The sequence below is a fragment of the Streptomyces sp. NPDC057099 genome (genome assembly GCF_042671245.1).
GTDB lineage: Bacteria > Actinomycetota > Actinomycetes > Streptomycetales > Streptomycetaceae > Streptomyces > Streptomyces purpurascens.
The window spans coordinates 202130-218642 of the sequence record NZ_JBHUTX010000003.1; the positions used below are offsets into that span (position 1 = coordinate 202130).

The window sequence follows — 16513 nt, forward strand, 5'->3', positions numbered from 1 at the left end:
GTCAGGACGGGATCACCCGAGGATGCGAAGGTGAGGCCCCGGCGACACACTGGAACGTGGCGTGCTCTGATCAGGGGGCGGACGAGGAGGATCCGCGTGGGCTTCGACCAGCTTCCGCTGAAGTCGCTCTTCTCCGGTGCCGAGGACGCGCTGCTGTCGCTGCTGTCCGACGCGCCGCCCGAGGCCGTCGAGCAGGCGCACGAGTACCGGCTCCTGCGCAACGTCCTCGACGGCACCTCGGCCGCCGTGGCCATCGTGGACGAACGGCTGCGCTTCCGGTACGTCAACGACGCCATGGCCCGCATGAGCGGCGTGCCGCCCGACGCGTTCCACGGCCGGACCATGGCCGAAGTGCTGCCGGGCATCCACCGCTCGGAGGACGTCCTGCGCATGATCCTCGGCGACGGCCGCCCCCGGGCGCTGTCCGTCACCGGCACCACGCACGCCCCGTCACCCTTCCGGCAGCGCCAGTGGAGCGCGGTCTACCACCGCCTCGACCACGGCGACCGCGTGCTCGGCCTGTGCGGTATCGCGGTCGAGGTCAGCGGGCTGCGCCAGTACCTGGACGACCTGGAACGGGCCCACCAGCGCCTCGCCCTGCTGGACACCGCGGCGACCAGGGTCGGCACCACGCTCCGCGTCGAACAGACCTGCGCGGAGCTGGCCGACTTCGTCGTGCCGAGTCTGGCCGACCGGGCGTCCGTGTGGACCCTGGACACGGAGGGAACCGTCGACGACGTGCCCCCGCCTGCGCCCGGCGTCCTCCGGCTGCGGGTCATCGCCTCGGCGGGCGGCCCGGAGGTCGTCGGCCGCGTGGGGCTGACCGCGAAGGCCGGATACTACTTCGACGTCGTGCGTGACTCGCCGACCCGGAAGTGCCTCGACACCGGACGCCCGTGGGTCGGGAACCTCGCCTCGGACGACGTCCTGCTGAAGATGGTGCGCACACAGCTCAACGTGGAGGTCTTCCGCGAGGTCGGAATCCACTCCATCGTCGTGGTCCCCCTGCCCACACGAGAGCACCCGGTCGGTGTCCTGTACCTGCTCCGCGCCGGCGACTCGGCGCCCTTCACCGACGAGGACGTCGTCGTGGCCCAGGAACTCGCCGCCCGCGCCGCCGTCTCCATCGACAACGCCCGGCAGTACACCCTCGAACACACCATGGCGCTGGAACTGCAACGCGCCCTCATGTCCGAGCCCGGCACCCCGCACCCCGACGTCGAGACGGCCTCCCGCTACCTCCCCGCCGGGCAACGCGCCCTCGTCGGCGGGGACTGGTTCGACTCGATGGCCCTGCCCTGCGGCCGCACCCTCCAGGTGATGGGCGACGTCATGGGCCACGGCTTCACCGCCGCCGTCGCCATGAGCCAGTACCGCTCCCTGCTGCGCACCATCGCCGCCTCCGGCGCCCCCGTCGAACGCATCCTCCAGGAGGCCGACCACCGGCTGGCGAGCATCGGCCTCGACCGGGTGGCCACCTGTCTGCTCGCCCTCGTCGACCCCGGCCGGGGCACCTGCACCTTCGCCGGCGCCGGGCATCCGCCGCCCGTACTGCTGCACCCCGACGCCCCCGCCGAACTCGTGCACGTCCCGACCGGACCTCCCCTCGGCACCGACCTCGGCGGATACGAGGCACTGACCCTGCCGGTGCAGCCCGGAACCGTGCTGCTCATGTACACCGACGGTCTGATCGAGGACCGCCGCAGGGACATCGACGCCTCGCTGCGACGCCTGACGCATCTGCGCCTCGACCTCGACGGTCCCCTGGAGAGCGTCGTCGACGGCCTCCTCGCACGTCTGGTGCACGGCACCACCGAGGACGACGTCACCCTGCTCGCCACCCGCCTGCGCGCCCCGTGACGCCTGAACGCTCCGCATGCGAGGCCCACGCGCTGCGCCTACCGTGGCGAGCATGGGTGACGCGGTGGAACTGGAGGCGGGAGGCCGGACCGTACGGCTGTCCAGCCCGGACAAGATGTTCTTCCCGGAGCGCGGCTTCACCAAGCTGGACCTCGCCCGCTACTACATCGCCGTGGGCCCCGGCATCCTGCGCGCCCTGCGCGACCGGCCCACGACCCTGGAGCGCTACCCCGAGGGGCTGAACGGCGAGAACTTCTTCCAGAAGCGGGCCCCCAAGAACATGCCCGACTGGATCCCCACCGCACACATCACCTTCCCCAGCGGCCGCAGTGCCGACGAGATGTGCCCCACCGAGGCCGGAGCGGTGGTGTGGGCCGCCCAGTTCGGCACCCTCACCTTCCACCCCTGGCCGGTGCGCCGCGACGACGTCGACCACCCGGACGAACTCCGCATCGACCTCGACCCGCAGCCCGGCACCGACTACGACGACGCCGCCCGCGCCGCCCACGAACTCCGGGCGGTGCTCGACGAGTTCGGCGGACTGCGCGGCTTCCCCAAGACCTCGGGCGGCCGGGGCCTGCACGTCTTCGTGCCCATCGAACCGCGCTGGACCTTCACCCAGGTCCGGCGCGCCGCCATCGCCGTCGGCAGGGAGCTGGAGCGGCGCATGCCGGACCAGGTGACCATCAAGTGGTGGAAGGAGGAGCGGGGCAGACGCATCTTCGTCGACTACAACCAGACGGCACGCGACCGCACGATCGCCTCCGCCTACTCGGTACGGCCCCGCCCGCACGCCCCCGTCTCCGCGCCCCTGAGCTGGGACGAGGTGGGCGTCGCGCACCCCCAGGACTTCGACCTCGCGACCATGCCCGCGCGCTTCGCCGAACTCGGCGACGTGCACGCGGACATGGACGACCACCGCTATTCGCTGGAGTCCCTGCTCGACCTCGCCCGCCGTGACGAGCACGACCACGGGCTGGGGGACCTGCCGTACCCGCCCGAGTATCCGAAGATGCCGGGTGAACCGAGGCGGGTACAGCCGAGCAGGGCCCGCAAGGAGAAGCCTCCTACGGCTTCTCCTTGACGCCTACAGCTCCTTGATCCGGATGTCCCGGTACGAGACCACATCCGTCGTGCCGTGCACCTGGAGCCCGAGGTAGCCGGAGGCGAAGCGCCGCCCGTCCGTGCCCGGGTCGTCCGAGCGGGGCGGGGTGAACGCCTGGCCCCCGGTGTTGTCGAACTCGTTGATCAGAACACCGTTGCGGTACACCGAGTAGTGCTGGTCGACCACGCGGATCTCGTAGTCGTTCCAGGTGCCCTTCTGGGTCACGCCGGCACCGGCGAGCCCCACCCGGTCGAAGCCGTAGACCGACCCCGTCTTGTACATGTCGCCGTCGGGCCGGTCGAGCACCTGCACCTCGTGCCCGTACTTGATGGCGACCCACTCCGGCCGAGACTCCTCGGGGTGGTCGTGGACCCAGGGGAAGCGCACGAACACACCGGAGTTGGCGTTGCCCGTGCCCGGCGCGTCGTCACGCCACTGCAGCTTCAGCGAGAAGTCGCCGTACTTGCGCTCCGGGAACCACAGCATGCCCATGCCGGGCGTCGTGGTGCTTGAGGTGATCGTCCCGTCCGCGTTCAGCCCGAACGAACCACCGCCCACCTGCCGCCACTTGGCCAGCGACTCCGCGCTGCCGTCGAAGAGCGCGCGGTAGCCATCGGTCTGCCCCGGCTTGCCGATGCCGGACTGCCGGGCGGCCTTCCGGACGGCGTTGTACTCGCGCTGGTCGAGCACGCCCTCCTTCAGCAGCGCGTCGAGGACGGACGTCACATGCTTGAGGAACAGCGCGTGGGACGTCCACTCCTTCTCGTCCTCGATCAGCTCTCCGATCCGGCACCGGTTGTCGGTCACCCGGTTGCGCACTCCCGAGTCGACCGAGCCGACGATCACCGTCAACCGCTCGTCGTACTCCGGGCAGTCGGGGGCCGGGACCTGCCCGGAGACGACCGTGAAGGACACGGTGCGTGCCGCCGCGGTGTTGCCGGCCTTGTCGCTCGCCCGGTACGCCACCGTGTGCCCGCCCGCCCGGTCGACCACCACCGGTGCCGAGTAGAGGAGATACGGCCCGCCGTCGAGCGAGTACTCGATCTTCTCGACGCCCGAACCGTGCGCATCGGTCGCCGTGACGGTCACCCGGGCGCTGTTGACGTACGCCCCGGCGGAGTTCTTGGTGCCCTCCACGGACACACCCGTCACCGGCGGAGTGGTGTCCTGCGGCGGTGCCGCGACGACCTTGAACTGCACGCTCTTCTCGGCCGCGACGTTGCCCGCCTTGTCGGTGGCGCGGTAGCGGACGGTGTGGGTGCCGACCTGGTGCACCATCACCGGCACGGTGTACGGCTGCCAGGCCCCGGAACCGATCGCGTACTCGATCGTGTTGACGCCGGAACCCGTGTCGGAGGCGGAGACGGTGACCGTCGCCATGTCGATGTACGCCCCGTCGGGATCGCGCTCACCGCTCACCGTCGCCGAGGTCTCCGGCGCGGTCGTGTCGTCCGACTGCGGCGCCACGACCGTGAACGCCGCGCTCTTCTCGGCGGAGACGTTCCCCGCCTTGTCGAAGGCGCGGTAGCGGACCTTGTGGGCGCCGACCTGGTCGACGACGACCGGCGTGGTGTACGGCTGCCAGGCACCCGTGTCGCCGATCGCGTACTCGATCCTCTCGACGCCGGAGCCGCCCTCGTCCGTGGCACGCAGCGCCACACTCGCCGAGCCGACGTACTCGCCCTGCGTGTTCTGCGTGCCGCTCACCTGCGCCGACGCCTCGGGCGCCGTGGTGTCCTCGCCGGTGCCCTCGGTCACCACGAGGATGCCCTGCATCTGGCCGTGGCCGGGGATCGTGCAGTGGTAGAAGTACCGGCCGGGCGTGAGCGTGACCTGGGCGGTGTGCTTGCCGCCCTGGGCGTCGTTCGGGTTGGCCAGGATGTTGAGCGTCACGTCGTCGTTGAACTCGGGATCGCTCGTCACGAACGTCAGCGTGTGCGGCATGCCCATGGTGTTGCCGGTGGCCACGCTGTTCTCGAACACGATCGTGGCCGTGCCCGCGACCGCCGTCTTCGGCGCCGAGAGGTACTTGTCGATGTCGTTGCCGGCCGTCCAGGTGAGGACCTGATCGGCGGCCTTCGCCTCGGGCTGCCCGGACGCCGGCGTCGCCTGCACGCCGAGCATCACGAGCAGGGCGGCCAGCAGGGCGGCCCAGATTCTTCGGTGCCGGATCACTCGGTCCCCCTCGCCAGCTGGTCGGCGGCCGGGGTCGGCCCGCCGCCCTTGTAGGTGACCCGCCACAGGGCCGACTTGGAGTCCGAGGTGAAGAAGCCGCGGCCGTAGTCGAGGACGTACAGCGCACCGTCCGGACCGAACTTCCAGTCCATGAGGTTCTTGATGCCGTCGTTGCCGATCGGCACGATCTTCTTCAGCGACTCCGAGTGCACCGGCAGACCGCCGTCGCCCTGTGTCTTCGGGTCCATGAGCACCGCGTTGCGCGGCTGGTCGGCGTCGTAGAAGTCACCGACGAACCACTTGCCGTCCCAGTAGGCGGGCCACTTGGCCGCGCTCGTGCTGCCGGCGTCGTAGCGGTAGACCGGCCCGTTCATCGCGGCCTGGCCGCCGCCCTTCAGCCAGGGCAGCCGGTACGTCGCCTGCTCCGGCTTGTACGAGGGGACGCCGTTCGCGTCCCGCGGGTAGTCCGGCGCCCCGCCCTGCGGCGAGTACCAGATGTTGTTGCCGGTGACCGGCGGCAGATCGACCAGGCCGTCGTTGTTCGGCGACTCGTTCTTCGGGCGGTCGCAGTCGTACCAGCCCAGCGGCTTGGACGGGTCCGGCAGATTGCGGTCCCGGTAGGGCTGCTTGTTGCCCATGCAGTACGGCCAGCCGCGGTTGCCCGCCTTGGTGATGGCGGCGAACGTGTCGTACTTGGCCGGACCCCAGGTGGTCGAGGGCGCGCTCGCGTCCGGACCGACCCAGCCCGCGTAGAGCACATCGGTCGACTTGTCGACGAAGATACGGGCGGGGTTCCTGACCCCCATCACGTAGATCTCGCCGCGGGTCTTGCCACCGCCCTCGTCGGTCTCCTTCCCGGTGAAGAGGTTGCCCTCGGGAAGCGTGAACGTCCCGTCCGGCTCCGGGTGGATGCGCAGGATCTTGCCGTTGAGGTTGTTGGTGTTGCCGGCCGTGCGGCGCGCGTCCGCGAAGGAGACGCCCTTGTAGTTCGGCTGCGGGTTGTTGCCCGAGTAACCGGAGCTGAACCCGCTGGAGTTGTTGTCACCGGTGGCGATGTACAGATTGCCCTTGGAGTCCCAGGCCATCCCGCCGCCCGAGTGGCAGCAACTGTGAATCTGCACCGGCCACTTCAGCAGCACCTTCTCACTGGCCAGGTCCAGCTTGTTAGTGGCCTGGTCGAGCGTGAAGCGGGAGACGCGACGCTCGGCCATGCGGGTGTCGCGGTTGATCTGCGCGTGCGGCGTGTAGTGCAGATACACCCAGCCGTTCGTCGCGAAACCCGGGTCCAGCTCGATGCCGAGCAACCCCTCCTCGACCTTGATCAGCTCGTCGCCGCCGCCCTTGTTGCCGAAGACGGTGAGCGCACCCGCGAGCGTGACCTGCTTGGTCTTCGGGTCATAGACGTGGATCTCGCCCTTGCCCTTGCCGATGTCGGGGTTGTTCCAGTCCGTGACCACCGGCTGCGAGGAGTCGGCGCCGCCCCGGCCGATGTAGAACACCCGGCCGTCGGGCGCGGTGACCAGCCCGTGCGGCTCGCCGATCTGGTCGTTCCGCCCCGGCTGGTTGGGCTTGGTCAGCCGTTCCGCCTGGTAGTTGGCGTTGATGGTCGCCTTGCAGTCGGCCTGCTCCAGCCGGGTCGTCCACATCAGCGCGCCGCGCAGATGGGCACGGAAGTCGGTCTCGTCGTACGACGACACCGTGCCGCCCATGCCGGTGTAGAAGGAGCGGCCGCCGTCGTAGTCACGGCACCAGCTGACCGGATGATCCCAGCCGTTGGCGCCCGTCCCAGGCTGGTAGCTCGACTCCCGTACCCGGGCCACCGTATGGACATCGCCCGAGGGGTTCTTCACCCAGTTCAGCCACTTGTCCGGGTGCTTCCACTGCACCGGCAGGTCCTTGGTCGCCGGGTGCCGGCGGTCGCCGACCTCGACGGTCGCCCGCTGCGCGGCCGAAGGGCTCGACGCGGCCGGGCGGGCTCCCACCAGTCCGGTGAACCAGTCGGAGTACGGCTCCGCGCGCGCCGCGTCATGGAGACCGACGAAACCGCCGCCGGCCTCCATGTACGCCTCAAGGCCCGCCTCCTGCTCCGCGTCGAGGACATCGCCCCCGCCGGTCAGGAACACGATCGAGTTGAAGCGGCCGAGCCTCGTCTCGTTGGTGAACACCGAGGCGTCGCCGGTGGCTTCGACCTTGAAACGGCGGTTCGCCGGGCCCGAGAGCCCGATCTTCTCGATCGCCTCGATCCCGGCGTTCACGACGGGGGACTCCTCCCCGGCCGCCGCGGAACCGTGGAAGAGCAGCACTCGTACATTCGCGCCGCCCGGCGGCGACTTGATCGACATCGTTGTCAGCGGGGGTTCCGGATACGGCCTCGCGTTCGCGGCCGGCCCCGACAGCAGCCCGGCGGTCACGACTCCGGCGGCCACGGAGGCCGCCCAGACACGTCTTCCCTTGCTCAACCCTCGTAAGTGCATGGGCACCTCCTCGGTCACAGCAACACCGCCAAGGAAGCTAAACCCCTTTGCTCGGCTCGCCAATACCTATGACCGGGATGGCTCCAACTTTGTCTTGAGTGTGGATAAACGGGAGCGCGGCCGGTACCGTCGCACAGGTTCATCACAGGTACGCCTCTGCAAAAGCCTTACCAGGGTGGGGAGTTCCGCATGGACAGACGCAGCTTCAACCGGCGGGTCCTGCTGGGTACCGCGACCGTCGCGACATCGTTGTCGGTGGCGCCGGAGGCCATCAGCGCCGACGGGCCGGCGAAGACGGCACCCGCCGGAGGCGAGGTGAAGCGCATCAAGCTGTACGCCGAGAAGCTCGCCGACGGCCAGATGGGCTACGGCCTGGAGAAGGGCAAGGCGACGACCCCCGGCCCGCTGATCGAGCTCAACGAGGGCGACACCCTGCACGTCGAGTTCGAGAACACCATGGACGTGGCGGTGAGCCTGCATGTGCACGGCCTGGACTACGAGATCACCAGCGACGGCACGAAGATGAACCGCAGCCATGTCGAACCGGGCGGCACCCGCACCTACACCTGGCGCACCCACGCCCCCGGCCGCCGCAAGGACGGCACCTGGCGGGCGGGCAGCGCGGGTTACTGGCACTACCACGACCATGTCGTCGGCACCGAACACGGAACGCAGGGGCTCCAGAAGGGCCTGTACGGCCCGGTGATCGTCCGCCGCAAGGGCGATGTGCTGCCGGACCGGACGCACACGGTCGTCTTCAATGACATGCGCATCAACAACAGGCCGCCGCACTCCGGGCCGAACTTCGAGGCCACGGTGGGGGATCGCGTCGAGTTCATCGTGATCACGCACGGCGAGTTCTACCACACGTTCCATATGCACGGTCATCGCTGGGCGGACAACCGCACCGGCATGCTGACCGGCCCGGACGACCCCAGCCAGGTCATCGACAACAAGATCACGGGCCCGGCCGACTCCTTCGGCTTCCAGGTGATCGCGGGGGAGGGGGTCGGTGCCGGGGCCTGGATGTACCACTGCCATGTGCAGAGCCACTCCGACATGGGGATGGTGGGCCTGTTCCTGGTGAAGAAGCCGGACGGGACGATCCCCGGGTACGAGCCGCACGAGCACGGGGGCGAACAGCCGGAACACGCGCACGAGCACTGACCTCACGCGCGAGAGCGCTCTCACCACCCTGCCCGCCCGGGGCTATCCTGATCCGCAGCCGCAGATGAGGAGCCCCGAAGTGACCGACACCGCGCCGCGTCCCACTCTGGAGGCCGTGGCCGCCCGGGCCGGTGTCTCGCGGGCCACCGTCTCGCGTGTGGTCAACGGCGGGGACGGGGTGCGCGATGTTCTCGTGGAGCGGGTCCGCAAGGCCGTGGACGAACTCGGGTACGTGCCCAACCAGGCCGCCCGCTCCCTGGTGACCCGGCGGCACGACGCGATCGCGGTCGTCGTCGCCGAACCCGAGACCCGGGTCTTCGCCGACCCGTTCTTCGCGCTCCAGCTGCGCGGCATCAGCAAGGAACTCACGGCCCATGACAACCAGCTCGTCCTGCTGCTCACGGAGGGCCGGGACGATCACGCCCGGGTCGGCCGGTACCTGGCCGGCGGACATGTCGACGGGGCCCTCGTCTTCTCCCTGCACCTCCACGACCCGCTGCCGGAGCTGATCCAGCGGGCCGGTGTCCCCACCGTCTTCGGCGGCCGGCCCGGTTGGAGCGGCGACCGGCAGGGCGTGGTGTACGTCGACAGCGACAACCGGGGCGGCGCCCGCGACGCCGTCCGCCACCTGGCCGGCCTCGGCCGCACCCGGATCGCGCACATCACCGGCGCACTCGACCAGACCTCGGCGGCGGACCGGCTCGACGGCTACCGGGACGTCATGGCCGACGCCGACCCGCGATTGATCGCCGAGGCCGACTTCACCCCGGCCGGGGGCGAGCGCGCGATGCGCGAACTCCTCGACCGCTGCCCGGACCTGGACGCGGTGTTCGCCGCCAACGACCTCGCCGCCTCCGGTGCCCTGCGCGTCCTGCGCGAGTCCGGCCGCCGCGTCCCCGACGACATCGCCGTGATCGGCTTCGACGACATGCTGCCCGTCGCGGAACAGACCGACCCGCCCCTCACGACGGTCCGTCAGGACATCGAGGAGATGGGCCGCCTGATGGCCCGCCTGCTGCTGCGCGAACTCGACCGCGGCACCTCGCACGCGCCCTCGGACGAGGCCGCCGATGGCACGCCCTCCAGCGTGGTCCTGCCGACGACGTTGGTCCGGCGGGCGTCGGCGTAGTCGGCCGGCGCGGTTCGGGGGAGACGTCGCCCCGGCCGTTGTGCGGCAGCGGGGCAGGGCCGGGCTCCCCGGCAGGCCGGGCAGGCTCTCGCCACGCGGGGCGGCCAGGGCAGGCCTGCGCTACGGGGGGGGCGGTTCAGGCCGGTTGGCACCGTGCCAGGGCAAGGGTCGGCGCAGGCCCAGCCTGCACCACGCGGGGAGGGGGCCGGCCCGGGCCGGTTGGCGCGCGGCCAAGGAGCGGCCCAGGTTCAGTCCGCACCACGCCGGGAGGCGCAGCGGCCCAGAGCGGCCTGGCACCACGCCACGACACGGGGCCGACGCCGGCGCATGCCGGCATCACGCCAGGAGTCTGCCTCAGGCCGCCTGCGGCTCGCTGTGGATCACCGCGAAGCGGGCCCCGTACGGGTCCGCGAGCTTGGCGAGGCGGCCGACGCCCGGCAGGTCCGTGGCGGGCAGGCGGATCGTGCCGCCGCGCTCCTCGGCCCGGGCGACGAGGGCGTCAGGGTCGGTGACCTCGAAGTACGGCAGCCAGTACGCCTCCTCCTCCACCGGGTCGTCGGCCAGCGGCACGACGCCGCCGAACATGGCGTCCTCGGGCTCCCCGGCGGGGACGAAGGTGGTGTAGGCGCCGCTGGGGAACTCGACGCCGAAGGTCTCCAGGCCGAGCACGGAGTGGTAGAAGGCGGCCGCTGCGGGGACGTCCGCCGTGTACAGCTCCACCCAGCACAGCGAGCCGTGCTCCTGGACGACGTCCAGGCCCTTGTTGCGCCCCGGCTGCCACAGGCCGAACTGGACGCCCGCCCGGTCGGCGAGGATCGCCATGCGGCCCAGGTCCAGCACATCCATGGGCTGCATCCGCACCGAGCCGCGCGCCTGCTCCGCGGCCTTCGCCGTGGCGTCCGCGTCCGGGGCTTGGAAGTACACCCCCCAGGAAGGCGGGCCCTGCTCAGGCGTGGTCTGCATACCGCCGGCGGCGGTTCTGCCGCCGAGCTGGAAGAGGCCGTACCCCCCGACCTCGGGGTCGCCCGGCTGGAAACTCCAGCCGAACAGATCCCCGTAGAAGGCGGCGGCGCCGTCGATGTCGGGAGTGCCGAGATCGATCCAGTTCGGAGCGCCGGTGACATAACGGGTGGTGAGCATGGCCGCCCTCCTCGCACAGGGTCCCGTCGTCTCTCTGCCGAGTCTCGCACCGCCCACTGACAAGCGCCGCCGGAGCACCGCGAGGGCATGGTGCGCGACGTTCCCGCGCGCCGCCGTGCGTCGGCTCACCGAAGAGGTGATGATCGGAGTGGCCGGGGGCATGAACGCGGTGTTGATCCCGCGTTGATCGAACGTTTTTCGCCGACCGCGACGCTTCTGGCCATGCACATCGACACCATCACCTCGCCCGAACTCGCCTGGCAGCAGGAAGCGTTGTGTGCGCAGACCGGGGCGGACTTCTTCTTCCCCGAACCGGGCAGTTCGGTGCGGGAGGCGAAGCGGATCTGCGGCCTGTGCCCGATCCGTACGGAGTGCCTCGCATACGCGCTGGACAACGACGAGCGTTTCGGCGTCTGGGGCGGCATGTCGGAGAAGGAACGGCTGGAGCTGCGGCGCAGGTCGAGCTAGCAGGCCGTGTCGCACGCAAGAGCCCCCTGGCAGGACGTCCTGCCAGGGGGCTGAGCGTGTGGCTGGGGCCGGTCTACCGGGTCACGCGCCGGCCGCACGCGCCGCCATGCGGGCCTTGCGCGCGGCCAGCTTCTCGTCGAACTTCGACGCCTCGGAGTCCAGGCCGCCCATGAACAGGCCGAGTTCCTCCTGCGCCTTGCGGCCCTCGGGGCCCAGTCCGTCGATCTCCATGATCTTCAGGAAGCGCAGCACGGGCTGGAGCACGTCGTCGTGGTGGATGCGCATGTTGTAGACCTCGCCGATCGCCATCTGCGCGGCGGCCCGCTCGAAGCCGGGGATGCCGTGACCGGGCATCCGGAAGTTCACGACCACGTCCCGCACCGCCTGCATCGTCAGGTCGGGCGCGAGCTGGAACGCCGACTTGAGCAGGTTGCGGTAGAAGACCATGTGCAGGTTCTCGTCGGTCGCGATGCGGGCCAGCATGCGGTCGCAGACCGGGTCACCGGACTGGTGGCCGGTGTTGCGGTGCGAGATGCGGGTGGCCAGCTCCTGGAAGGCGACGTAGGCGACCGAGTGCAGCATCGAGTGACGGTTGTCCGACTCGAAGCCCTCGCTCATGTGGGACATGCGGAACTGCTCCAGCTTGTCCGGGTCCACGGCGCGCGAGGTGAGCAGGTAGTCCCGCATCACGATGCCGTGCCGGCCCTCCTCCGCGGTCCAGCGGTGCACCCAGGTGCCCCAGGCGCCGTCACGGCCGAAGAGCGAGGCGATCTCGTGGTGGTAGCTGGGGAGGTTGTCCTCGGTCAGAAGATTGACGATGAGCGCGATGCGGCCGATCTCGGTGACCTGGGACTGCTCCTTCTCCCACGCCTCGCCGTCCTCGAAGAGGCCGGGGAAGTTGCGCCCGTCGCTCCACGGCACGTACTCGTGAGGCATCCAGTCCTTGGCGACCTGCAGATGCCGGTTGAGCTCCTTCTCGACCACTTCCTCCAGCGCGTACAGCAGCTGAGCGTCGGTCCAGGCGCCGGCGGGGCTGCCGAGATGGGGAGTGGCGATCGTCATGGACTCTCCAGGGGACATACGGACGAGCGGTGAGCGGTAACTTACGGAATCGTAGGCTACGTTTCCGTAGGTTACGATGCCGTAGGTTAAGAACGCTGTAAAGGCCGCTGATCAGCGGGTCGCTCGCGGGCCCGGCGCCGCCCTCGGACGCGCTGGTCGAGGGCCGGAAGAGTGAGGCGCCGGCCCGGTCAGGTGTACAGCTCCCGCAGCCGCACCGAGAGGCATGTCACACATCCCTCGAGCTTCTCGAACTCGCTGATGTCCACGACGACCGGTTCGTACCCGAGATCCGAGAACAGCTCCGCGGTCTTCGGCGCGCTCGCCGCCATCAGCAGTTTGTCACCGCCGAGCAGGACCACGTGTGCGCCGGCCTCCTCGGGCACCGGCAGGAAACGCGCGAACAGCGACGGCGTGTCCATCTTCGGGATGTGCCCGATGACCGTGCCGTCCGGCAGCGCCGTGACCGCCGACTTCAGGTGCAGCACCTTGCTCACCGGTACGGCGACGACCCGCGCGCCCAGCGGCTCGAACGCGGCGCGCAGCTGCTGGACGCCGGCGGCGTTGGTGCGCCCGCCCCGGCCCACGTACACGGTGTCGCCGATCTTCAGGACGTCGCCGCCCTCCAGGGTGCCCGGCTCCCAGATCCAGTTCACCGAGCAGCCCAGACCGGCCACGGCCTCCTCGACCCCGGCGGTCTCCGCACGCCGGGACTCGGCGCCCGGGCGCGCGATCAGCGCCACGTTCCGGTACATCACGACCGTGTCCTCGACGAACACCGAGTCCGGGCAGTCGTCGGCCGGCTCCACCTCGATGGTGTCCCAGCCGTGCGCGCGCAGGGCCGTCACATACGCCTCCCACTGCTCGACCGCGAGGTCGGCGTCGATCCCCTCCCGCTCGATGTGCGTCACCAGCCCCTCGGCAAGACGTGGGCTGGGGCGGCGGACGAGGGCCTTCTTGCTGGGCACGAGCGTGACTCCGTATCGGATGGGACGTGTCGGGACCACCCCGACGGGTCCCCCGGGATCGACCGGAACGCGTCGGGCGTCAGCCGACCATGATGCAGGTCGATTCGATGAGAGGACACCCCCGGGACGGCGGGAGGAGCTGGGGGCGCGGCTCCGGGGTCGGGAAGGGAGCAGGAGGCGCCCCCCCCGCCGGGGTTGGGGGCGGAGTCCCGAGGCAGGGTATGCGCGGCTTGGGGCGCATGGGGTGCAGCCCGGCTGGGAGCCGGGCATGAGGCGTGCCGAGCGCGGCGGGCGACGCGTTGCTGGGGGTGCAGGGGGTCAAGCCCGGCTTGGGGGACAGGGGGGCGTAGCCCCCGCCGGAGTTGGGGGCGCTGAGAGCCGCGCATGGGGCATGCCGAGCACACGGCCGGCGACGCGTTGCTGTGGGCAGGGGACCAGGCCCGGCTCGGGGTGCAGAGGGTGAAGCGCCGGCTGGGGCCCGGGGGGAGTCCCGAGGCAGGGCAAGCCCCGGCTTGGGGCGCAGGGGGCGAACCCCGGCTGGGATGCGGGCATGGGGCATGCCGAGCACGCGACGGGCGACGCGTTGCTGGGGGCAGGGGACCAAGCCCGGCTCCGGGGCGGAGCCCCGGGGCGAGGCGAGCCTCTTGTCCGACCGATTCGGGTGGGTGGGTGGGCAAAGGCACGGCCCCTACCCCCGCACCGCCCGCCGCAGATGCTCCCCGGTGAACGACCCCTCCGCCGCCAGGAGCTGCCGCGGCGTCCCCTCGAAGACGAGCTCGCCGCCGTCCCTGCCGCCGTCCGGGCCGAGGTCGATCACCCAGTCGGCACGGGCGACCACGTCCAGGTTGTGCTCGACGACGATGACCGTGTTGCCCGTGTCGACCAGCCGGTCCAGCAGGGCGACGAGTCCCGCCACGTCCGCCATGTGCAGGCCGGTCGTCGGTTCGTCGAGCACGTAGACCGCACCCGTCCGGTGCAGCCGCGTGGCCAGCTTGATCCGCTGCCGCTCGCCCCCGGAGAGGGTGGAGAGGGGCTGGCCGAGCGTCAGATACGTCAGCCCGACGTCCCGCAGGGCGCGCAGCCGGCGCCGTACGCCCGTGTCGTCGAAGAAGCCGAGCGCCTGCTCGGCCGTCATCTCCAGGACGTCGGCGATGGAACGGCCCCGCACGGTGAGCCGCAGCACCTCGTCCCTGAAGCGCCGCCCCTCGCAGTCGTGGCAGGTCGTCGTCACCGGGTCCATGAAGGCGAGGTCGGTGTAGATGATGCCCCGGCCCTCGCAGGTGCCGCAGGCTCCGCTCGAGTTGAAGCTGAAGAAGCCCGCCTCGGCCCCGGTCTCGCGGGCGAAGATCTTCCGTACCGTGTCCATGATCCCCAGATACGTCGCCGGAGTGGACCGGCCCGAGATCCCGATCGACGACTGGTCGACGACCACGGCCTCGTCGTGGGCGGCGGTGAACTCCGCGACCAGGGTGCTCTTCCCCGACCCGGCGACCCCGGTCACCGTCGTGAGCACCCCGGCGGGGAACCGTACGGTGACGTCCCGCAGATTGTGCCGGTCGGCTCCCTTGACCCACAGGTCGCCGACGGGCCGGCGCACCTCGTCCTTGACCGCCGTACGGGTGCGCAGACAGCGGCCGGTGAGCGTGCCCGACGCGGCCAGCTCGTCCGGCGTGCCCTCGAACACCACCGTGCCGCCCCCGGTCCCGGCCCCCGGCCCCATGTCCACCACATGGTCCGCCAGCGCGATCACGTCCGGGTCGTGCTCGACGACCAGCACGGTGTTGCCCTTGTCGCGCAGCCGCAGCAGCAGATCCCCGAGGCGGCCCACATCGCGCGGGTGCAGGCCGACGCTCGGCTCGTCGAAGATGTACGTCATCCCGGTCAGGCTGGAGCCGAGGTGCCGCACCGTCTTCAGCCGCTGCCCCTCCCCGCCGCTGAGCGTCGCCGTCTCCCGGTCGAGGCTGAGGTAGCCGAGCCCGATCGTCTCGATCCGCTCCAGCGCGGCCACCGCCGCTCCCGCGATCACCCCGGCCACCGGGTCGTCGATCTCCTTCAGTACGGCGATGAGGTCGGTGACCTGCATCCCGGCGCACTCGGCGATGGAACGCCCGTTGATCCGGGTCGCGAGCGCCGCCGCGTTGAGCCGGGCTCCCCGGCAGGCCGGGCAGTCGCCCTCCACCAGGAACTCCCGGACCAGGTCGCGGGTCTTCTGGCTCATGGCCGACAGGTCCCGCTTCAGATACAGCCGTTCGAAGCGGTCGGCCAGCCCCTCGTACTCGGTGGTCCAGGTGCCGCCGGTGCCGTTGACGGTGACCTTGCTGCCGGGCCGCCCGCGCATCAGGAACTCCCGCTCTGCGGCCGTGAACCACCCCACCGGTTTGCCCGGGTCCAGGTCGGCGCTGTTCGTGTACGTCTGCCCCTGCCAGGTCCCGGCGGCGAACGGCGGGAAGCGGACCGCCCCGTCGGCGAGGGAGCGGTCCGGGTCCAGGATGCGGTCCCAGTCGGGCCGGACCGTACGGCCGAGGCCGTCGCAGTCGGGGCACATGCCCGACGGGTCGTTGAACGAGTACGCCGTGGCCGGCCCGGCGCTCGGGGTGCCGTGCCTCGAGAACAGCACCCGGATCACCGAGTAGACGTCCGTCATGGTGCCGACCGTCGACCGGGAGTGGCCGCCGACCGGCCGCTGGTCGACGACGATCGCGGGGGAGAGGTCCTCCAGACCGTCCGCGTGCGGCCGCTCGTACTTGGGCAGCCGGTTGCGGACGAACCACGGATACGTCTCGTTCAGCTGGCGCTGCGACTCCACCGCGATCGTGTCGAACACGACGGACGACTTCCCCGACCCCGAAACGCCGGTGAACACGGTCAGCCGGCCTTTCGGGATGCGGAGGGTGACGTCCTTGAGGTTGTTCTCGCGTGCTCCGGTCAGGGTGATGACATCGTGCGTGAAGTCGGTCATGCCGCCGAC

11 protein-coding genes are annotated in these 16513 nt (G+C 70.7%); 5 read left to right on the top strand and 6 right to left on the bottom strand.

Features of this window, described 5'->3' with window-relative positions; genetic code table 11:
* The first annotated feature begins 96 nt into the window (after nt 1-96).
* Nucleotides 97-1860, top strand: coding sequence for a SpoIIE family protein phosphatase (locus tag ACFT4A_RS05595; protein WP_382826239.1), 1764 nt, complete (start codon nt 97-99; stop codon nt 1858-1860).
* 52 nt (nt 1861-1912) lie between these two features.
* Nucleotides 1913-2944: a non-homologous end-joining DNA ligase gene (gene ligD, locus ACFT4A_RS05600; RefSeq protein WP_382826241.1), complete on the top strand. Its 1032-nt coding sequence runs from the start codon at nt 1913-1915 to the stop codon at nt 2942-2944.
* A 3-nt stretch (nt 2945-2947) separates the two neighbouring features.
* Here the strand turns inward: ligD and ACFT4A_RS05605 are convergent, their stop codons facing one another.
* Complete coding sequence (locus ACFT4A_RS05605; RefSeq protein ID WP_382826622.1) at nt 2948-5089, bottom strand: OmpL47-type beta-barrel domain-containing protein; 2142 nt, start codon at nt 5087-5089, stop codon at nt 2948-2950.
* A 47-nt stretch (nt 5090-5136) separates the two neighbouring features.
* Complete coding sequence (locus tag ACFT4A_RS05610; protein WP_382826242.1) at nt 5137-7614, bottom strand: ThuA domain-containing protein; 2478 nt, start codon at nt 7612-7614, stop codon at nt 5137-5139.
* 189 nt (nt 7615-7803) lie between these two features.
* Here ACFT4A_RS05610 and ACFT4A_RS05615 point away from each other — a divergent pair, with 189 nt between their 5' ends.
* Nucleotides 7804-8781 (top strand): multicopper oxidase domain-containing protein, encoded by a 978-nt coding sequence (locus ACFT4A_RS05615; RefSeq protein WP_382826243.1) that lies wholly within the window; start codon nt 7804-7806, stop codon nt 8779-8781.
* A gap of 79 nt (nt 8782-8860) precedes the next feature.
* A complete protein-coding gene (locus ACFT4A_RS05620) occupies nt 8861-9910 on the top strand; it encodes a LacI family DNA-binding transcriptional regulator (protein ID WP_382826244.1) in 1050 nt (349 codons plus the stop codon).
* Between the two features lie 354 nt (nt 9911-10264).
* Here ACFT4A_RS05620 and ACFT4A_RS05625 read toward each other — a convergent pair whose 3' ends face one another.
* On the bottom strand, nt 10265-11050 hold the full coding sequence (locus ACFT4A_RS05625) for a VOC family protein (protein ID WP_382826245.1): 786 nt from the start codon (nt 11048-11050) through the stop codon (nt 10265-10267).
* A gap of 222 nt (nt 11051-11272) precedes the next feature.
* On the opposite strand from ACFT4A_RS05625, the gene ACFT4A_RS05630 reads away from it, so the two are divergent.
* On the top strand, nt 11273-11518 hold the full coding sequence (locus tag ACFT4A_RS05630; RefSeq protein WP_382826246.1) for a WhiB family transcriptional regulator: 246 nt from the start codon (nt 11273-11275) through the stop codon (nt 11516-11518).
* Nucleotides 11519-11599: 81 nt separating this feature from the next.
* Here ACFT4A_RS05630 and ACFT4A_RS05635 read toward each other — a convergent pair whose 3' ends face one another.
* The 3 genes from ACFT4A_RS05635 to ACFT4A_RS05645 all read right to left on the bottom strand — a co-directional run bounded on the left by ACFT4A_RS05635 (nt 11600) and on the right by ACFT4A_RS05645 (nt 16504).
* Nucleotides 11600-12580: an acyl-ACP desaturase gene (locus ACFT4A_RS05635; protein WP_382826248.1), complete on the bottom strand. Its 981-nt coding sequence runs from the start codon at nt 12578-12580 to the stop codon at nt 11600-11602.
* Between the two features lie 188 nt (nt 12581-12768).
* Nucleotides 12769-13545 (bottom strand): dimethylargininase, encoded by a 777-nt coding sequence (gene ddaH / locus ACFT4A_RS05640; protein WP_382826250.1) that lies wholly within the window; start codon nt 13543-13545, stop codon nt 12769-12771.
* Between the two features lie 688 nt (nt 13546-14233).
* Nucleotides 14234-16504, bottom strand: coding sequence for an ATP-binding cassette domain-containing protein (locus ACFT4A_RS05645; RefSeq protein ID WP_382826251.1), 2271 nt, complete (start codon nt 16502-16504; stop codon nt 14234-14236).
* Nucleotides 16505-16513 lie beyond the last annotated feature (9 nt).

Excerpts from the sequence above, each read along its gene's own strand:
- ligD (WP_382826241.1), top strand. The coding sequence starts at position 1,913 with ATGGGTGACGCGGTGGAACTGGAGGCGGGAGGCCGGACCGTACGGCTG.
- ACFT4A_RS05605 (WP_382826622.1), bottom strand. The coding sequence starts at position 5,089 with ATGCTCGGCGTGCAGGCGACGCCGGCGTCCGGGCAGCCCGAGGCGAAG.
- ACFT4A_RS05610 (WP_382826242.1), bottom strand. The coding sequence starts at position 7,614 with ATGCACTTACGAGGGTTGAGCAAGGGAAGACGTGTCTGGGCGGCCTCC.
- ACFT4A_RS05615 (WP_382826243.1), top strand. The coding sequence starts at position 7,804 with ATGGACAGACGCAGCTTCAACCGGCGGGTCCTGCTGGGTACCGCGACC.
- ACFT4A_RS05625 (WP_382826245.1), bottom strand. The coding sequence starts at position 11,050 with ATGCTCACCACCCGTTATGTCACCGGCGCTCCGAACTGGATCGATCTC.
- ACFT4A_RS05630 (WP_382826246.1), top strand. The coding sequence starts at position 11,273 with ATGCACATCGACACCATCACCTCGCCCGAACTCGCCTGGCAGCAGGAA.
- ACFT4A_RS05635 (WP_382826248.1), bottom strand. The coding sequence starts at position 12,580 with ATGACGATCGCCACTCCCCATCTCGGCAGCCCCGCCGGCGCCTGGACC.
- ACFT4A_RS05645 (WP_382826251.1), bottom strand. The coding sequence starts at position 16,504 with ATGACCGACTTCACGCACGATGTCATCACCCTGACCGGAGCACGCGAG.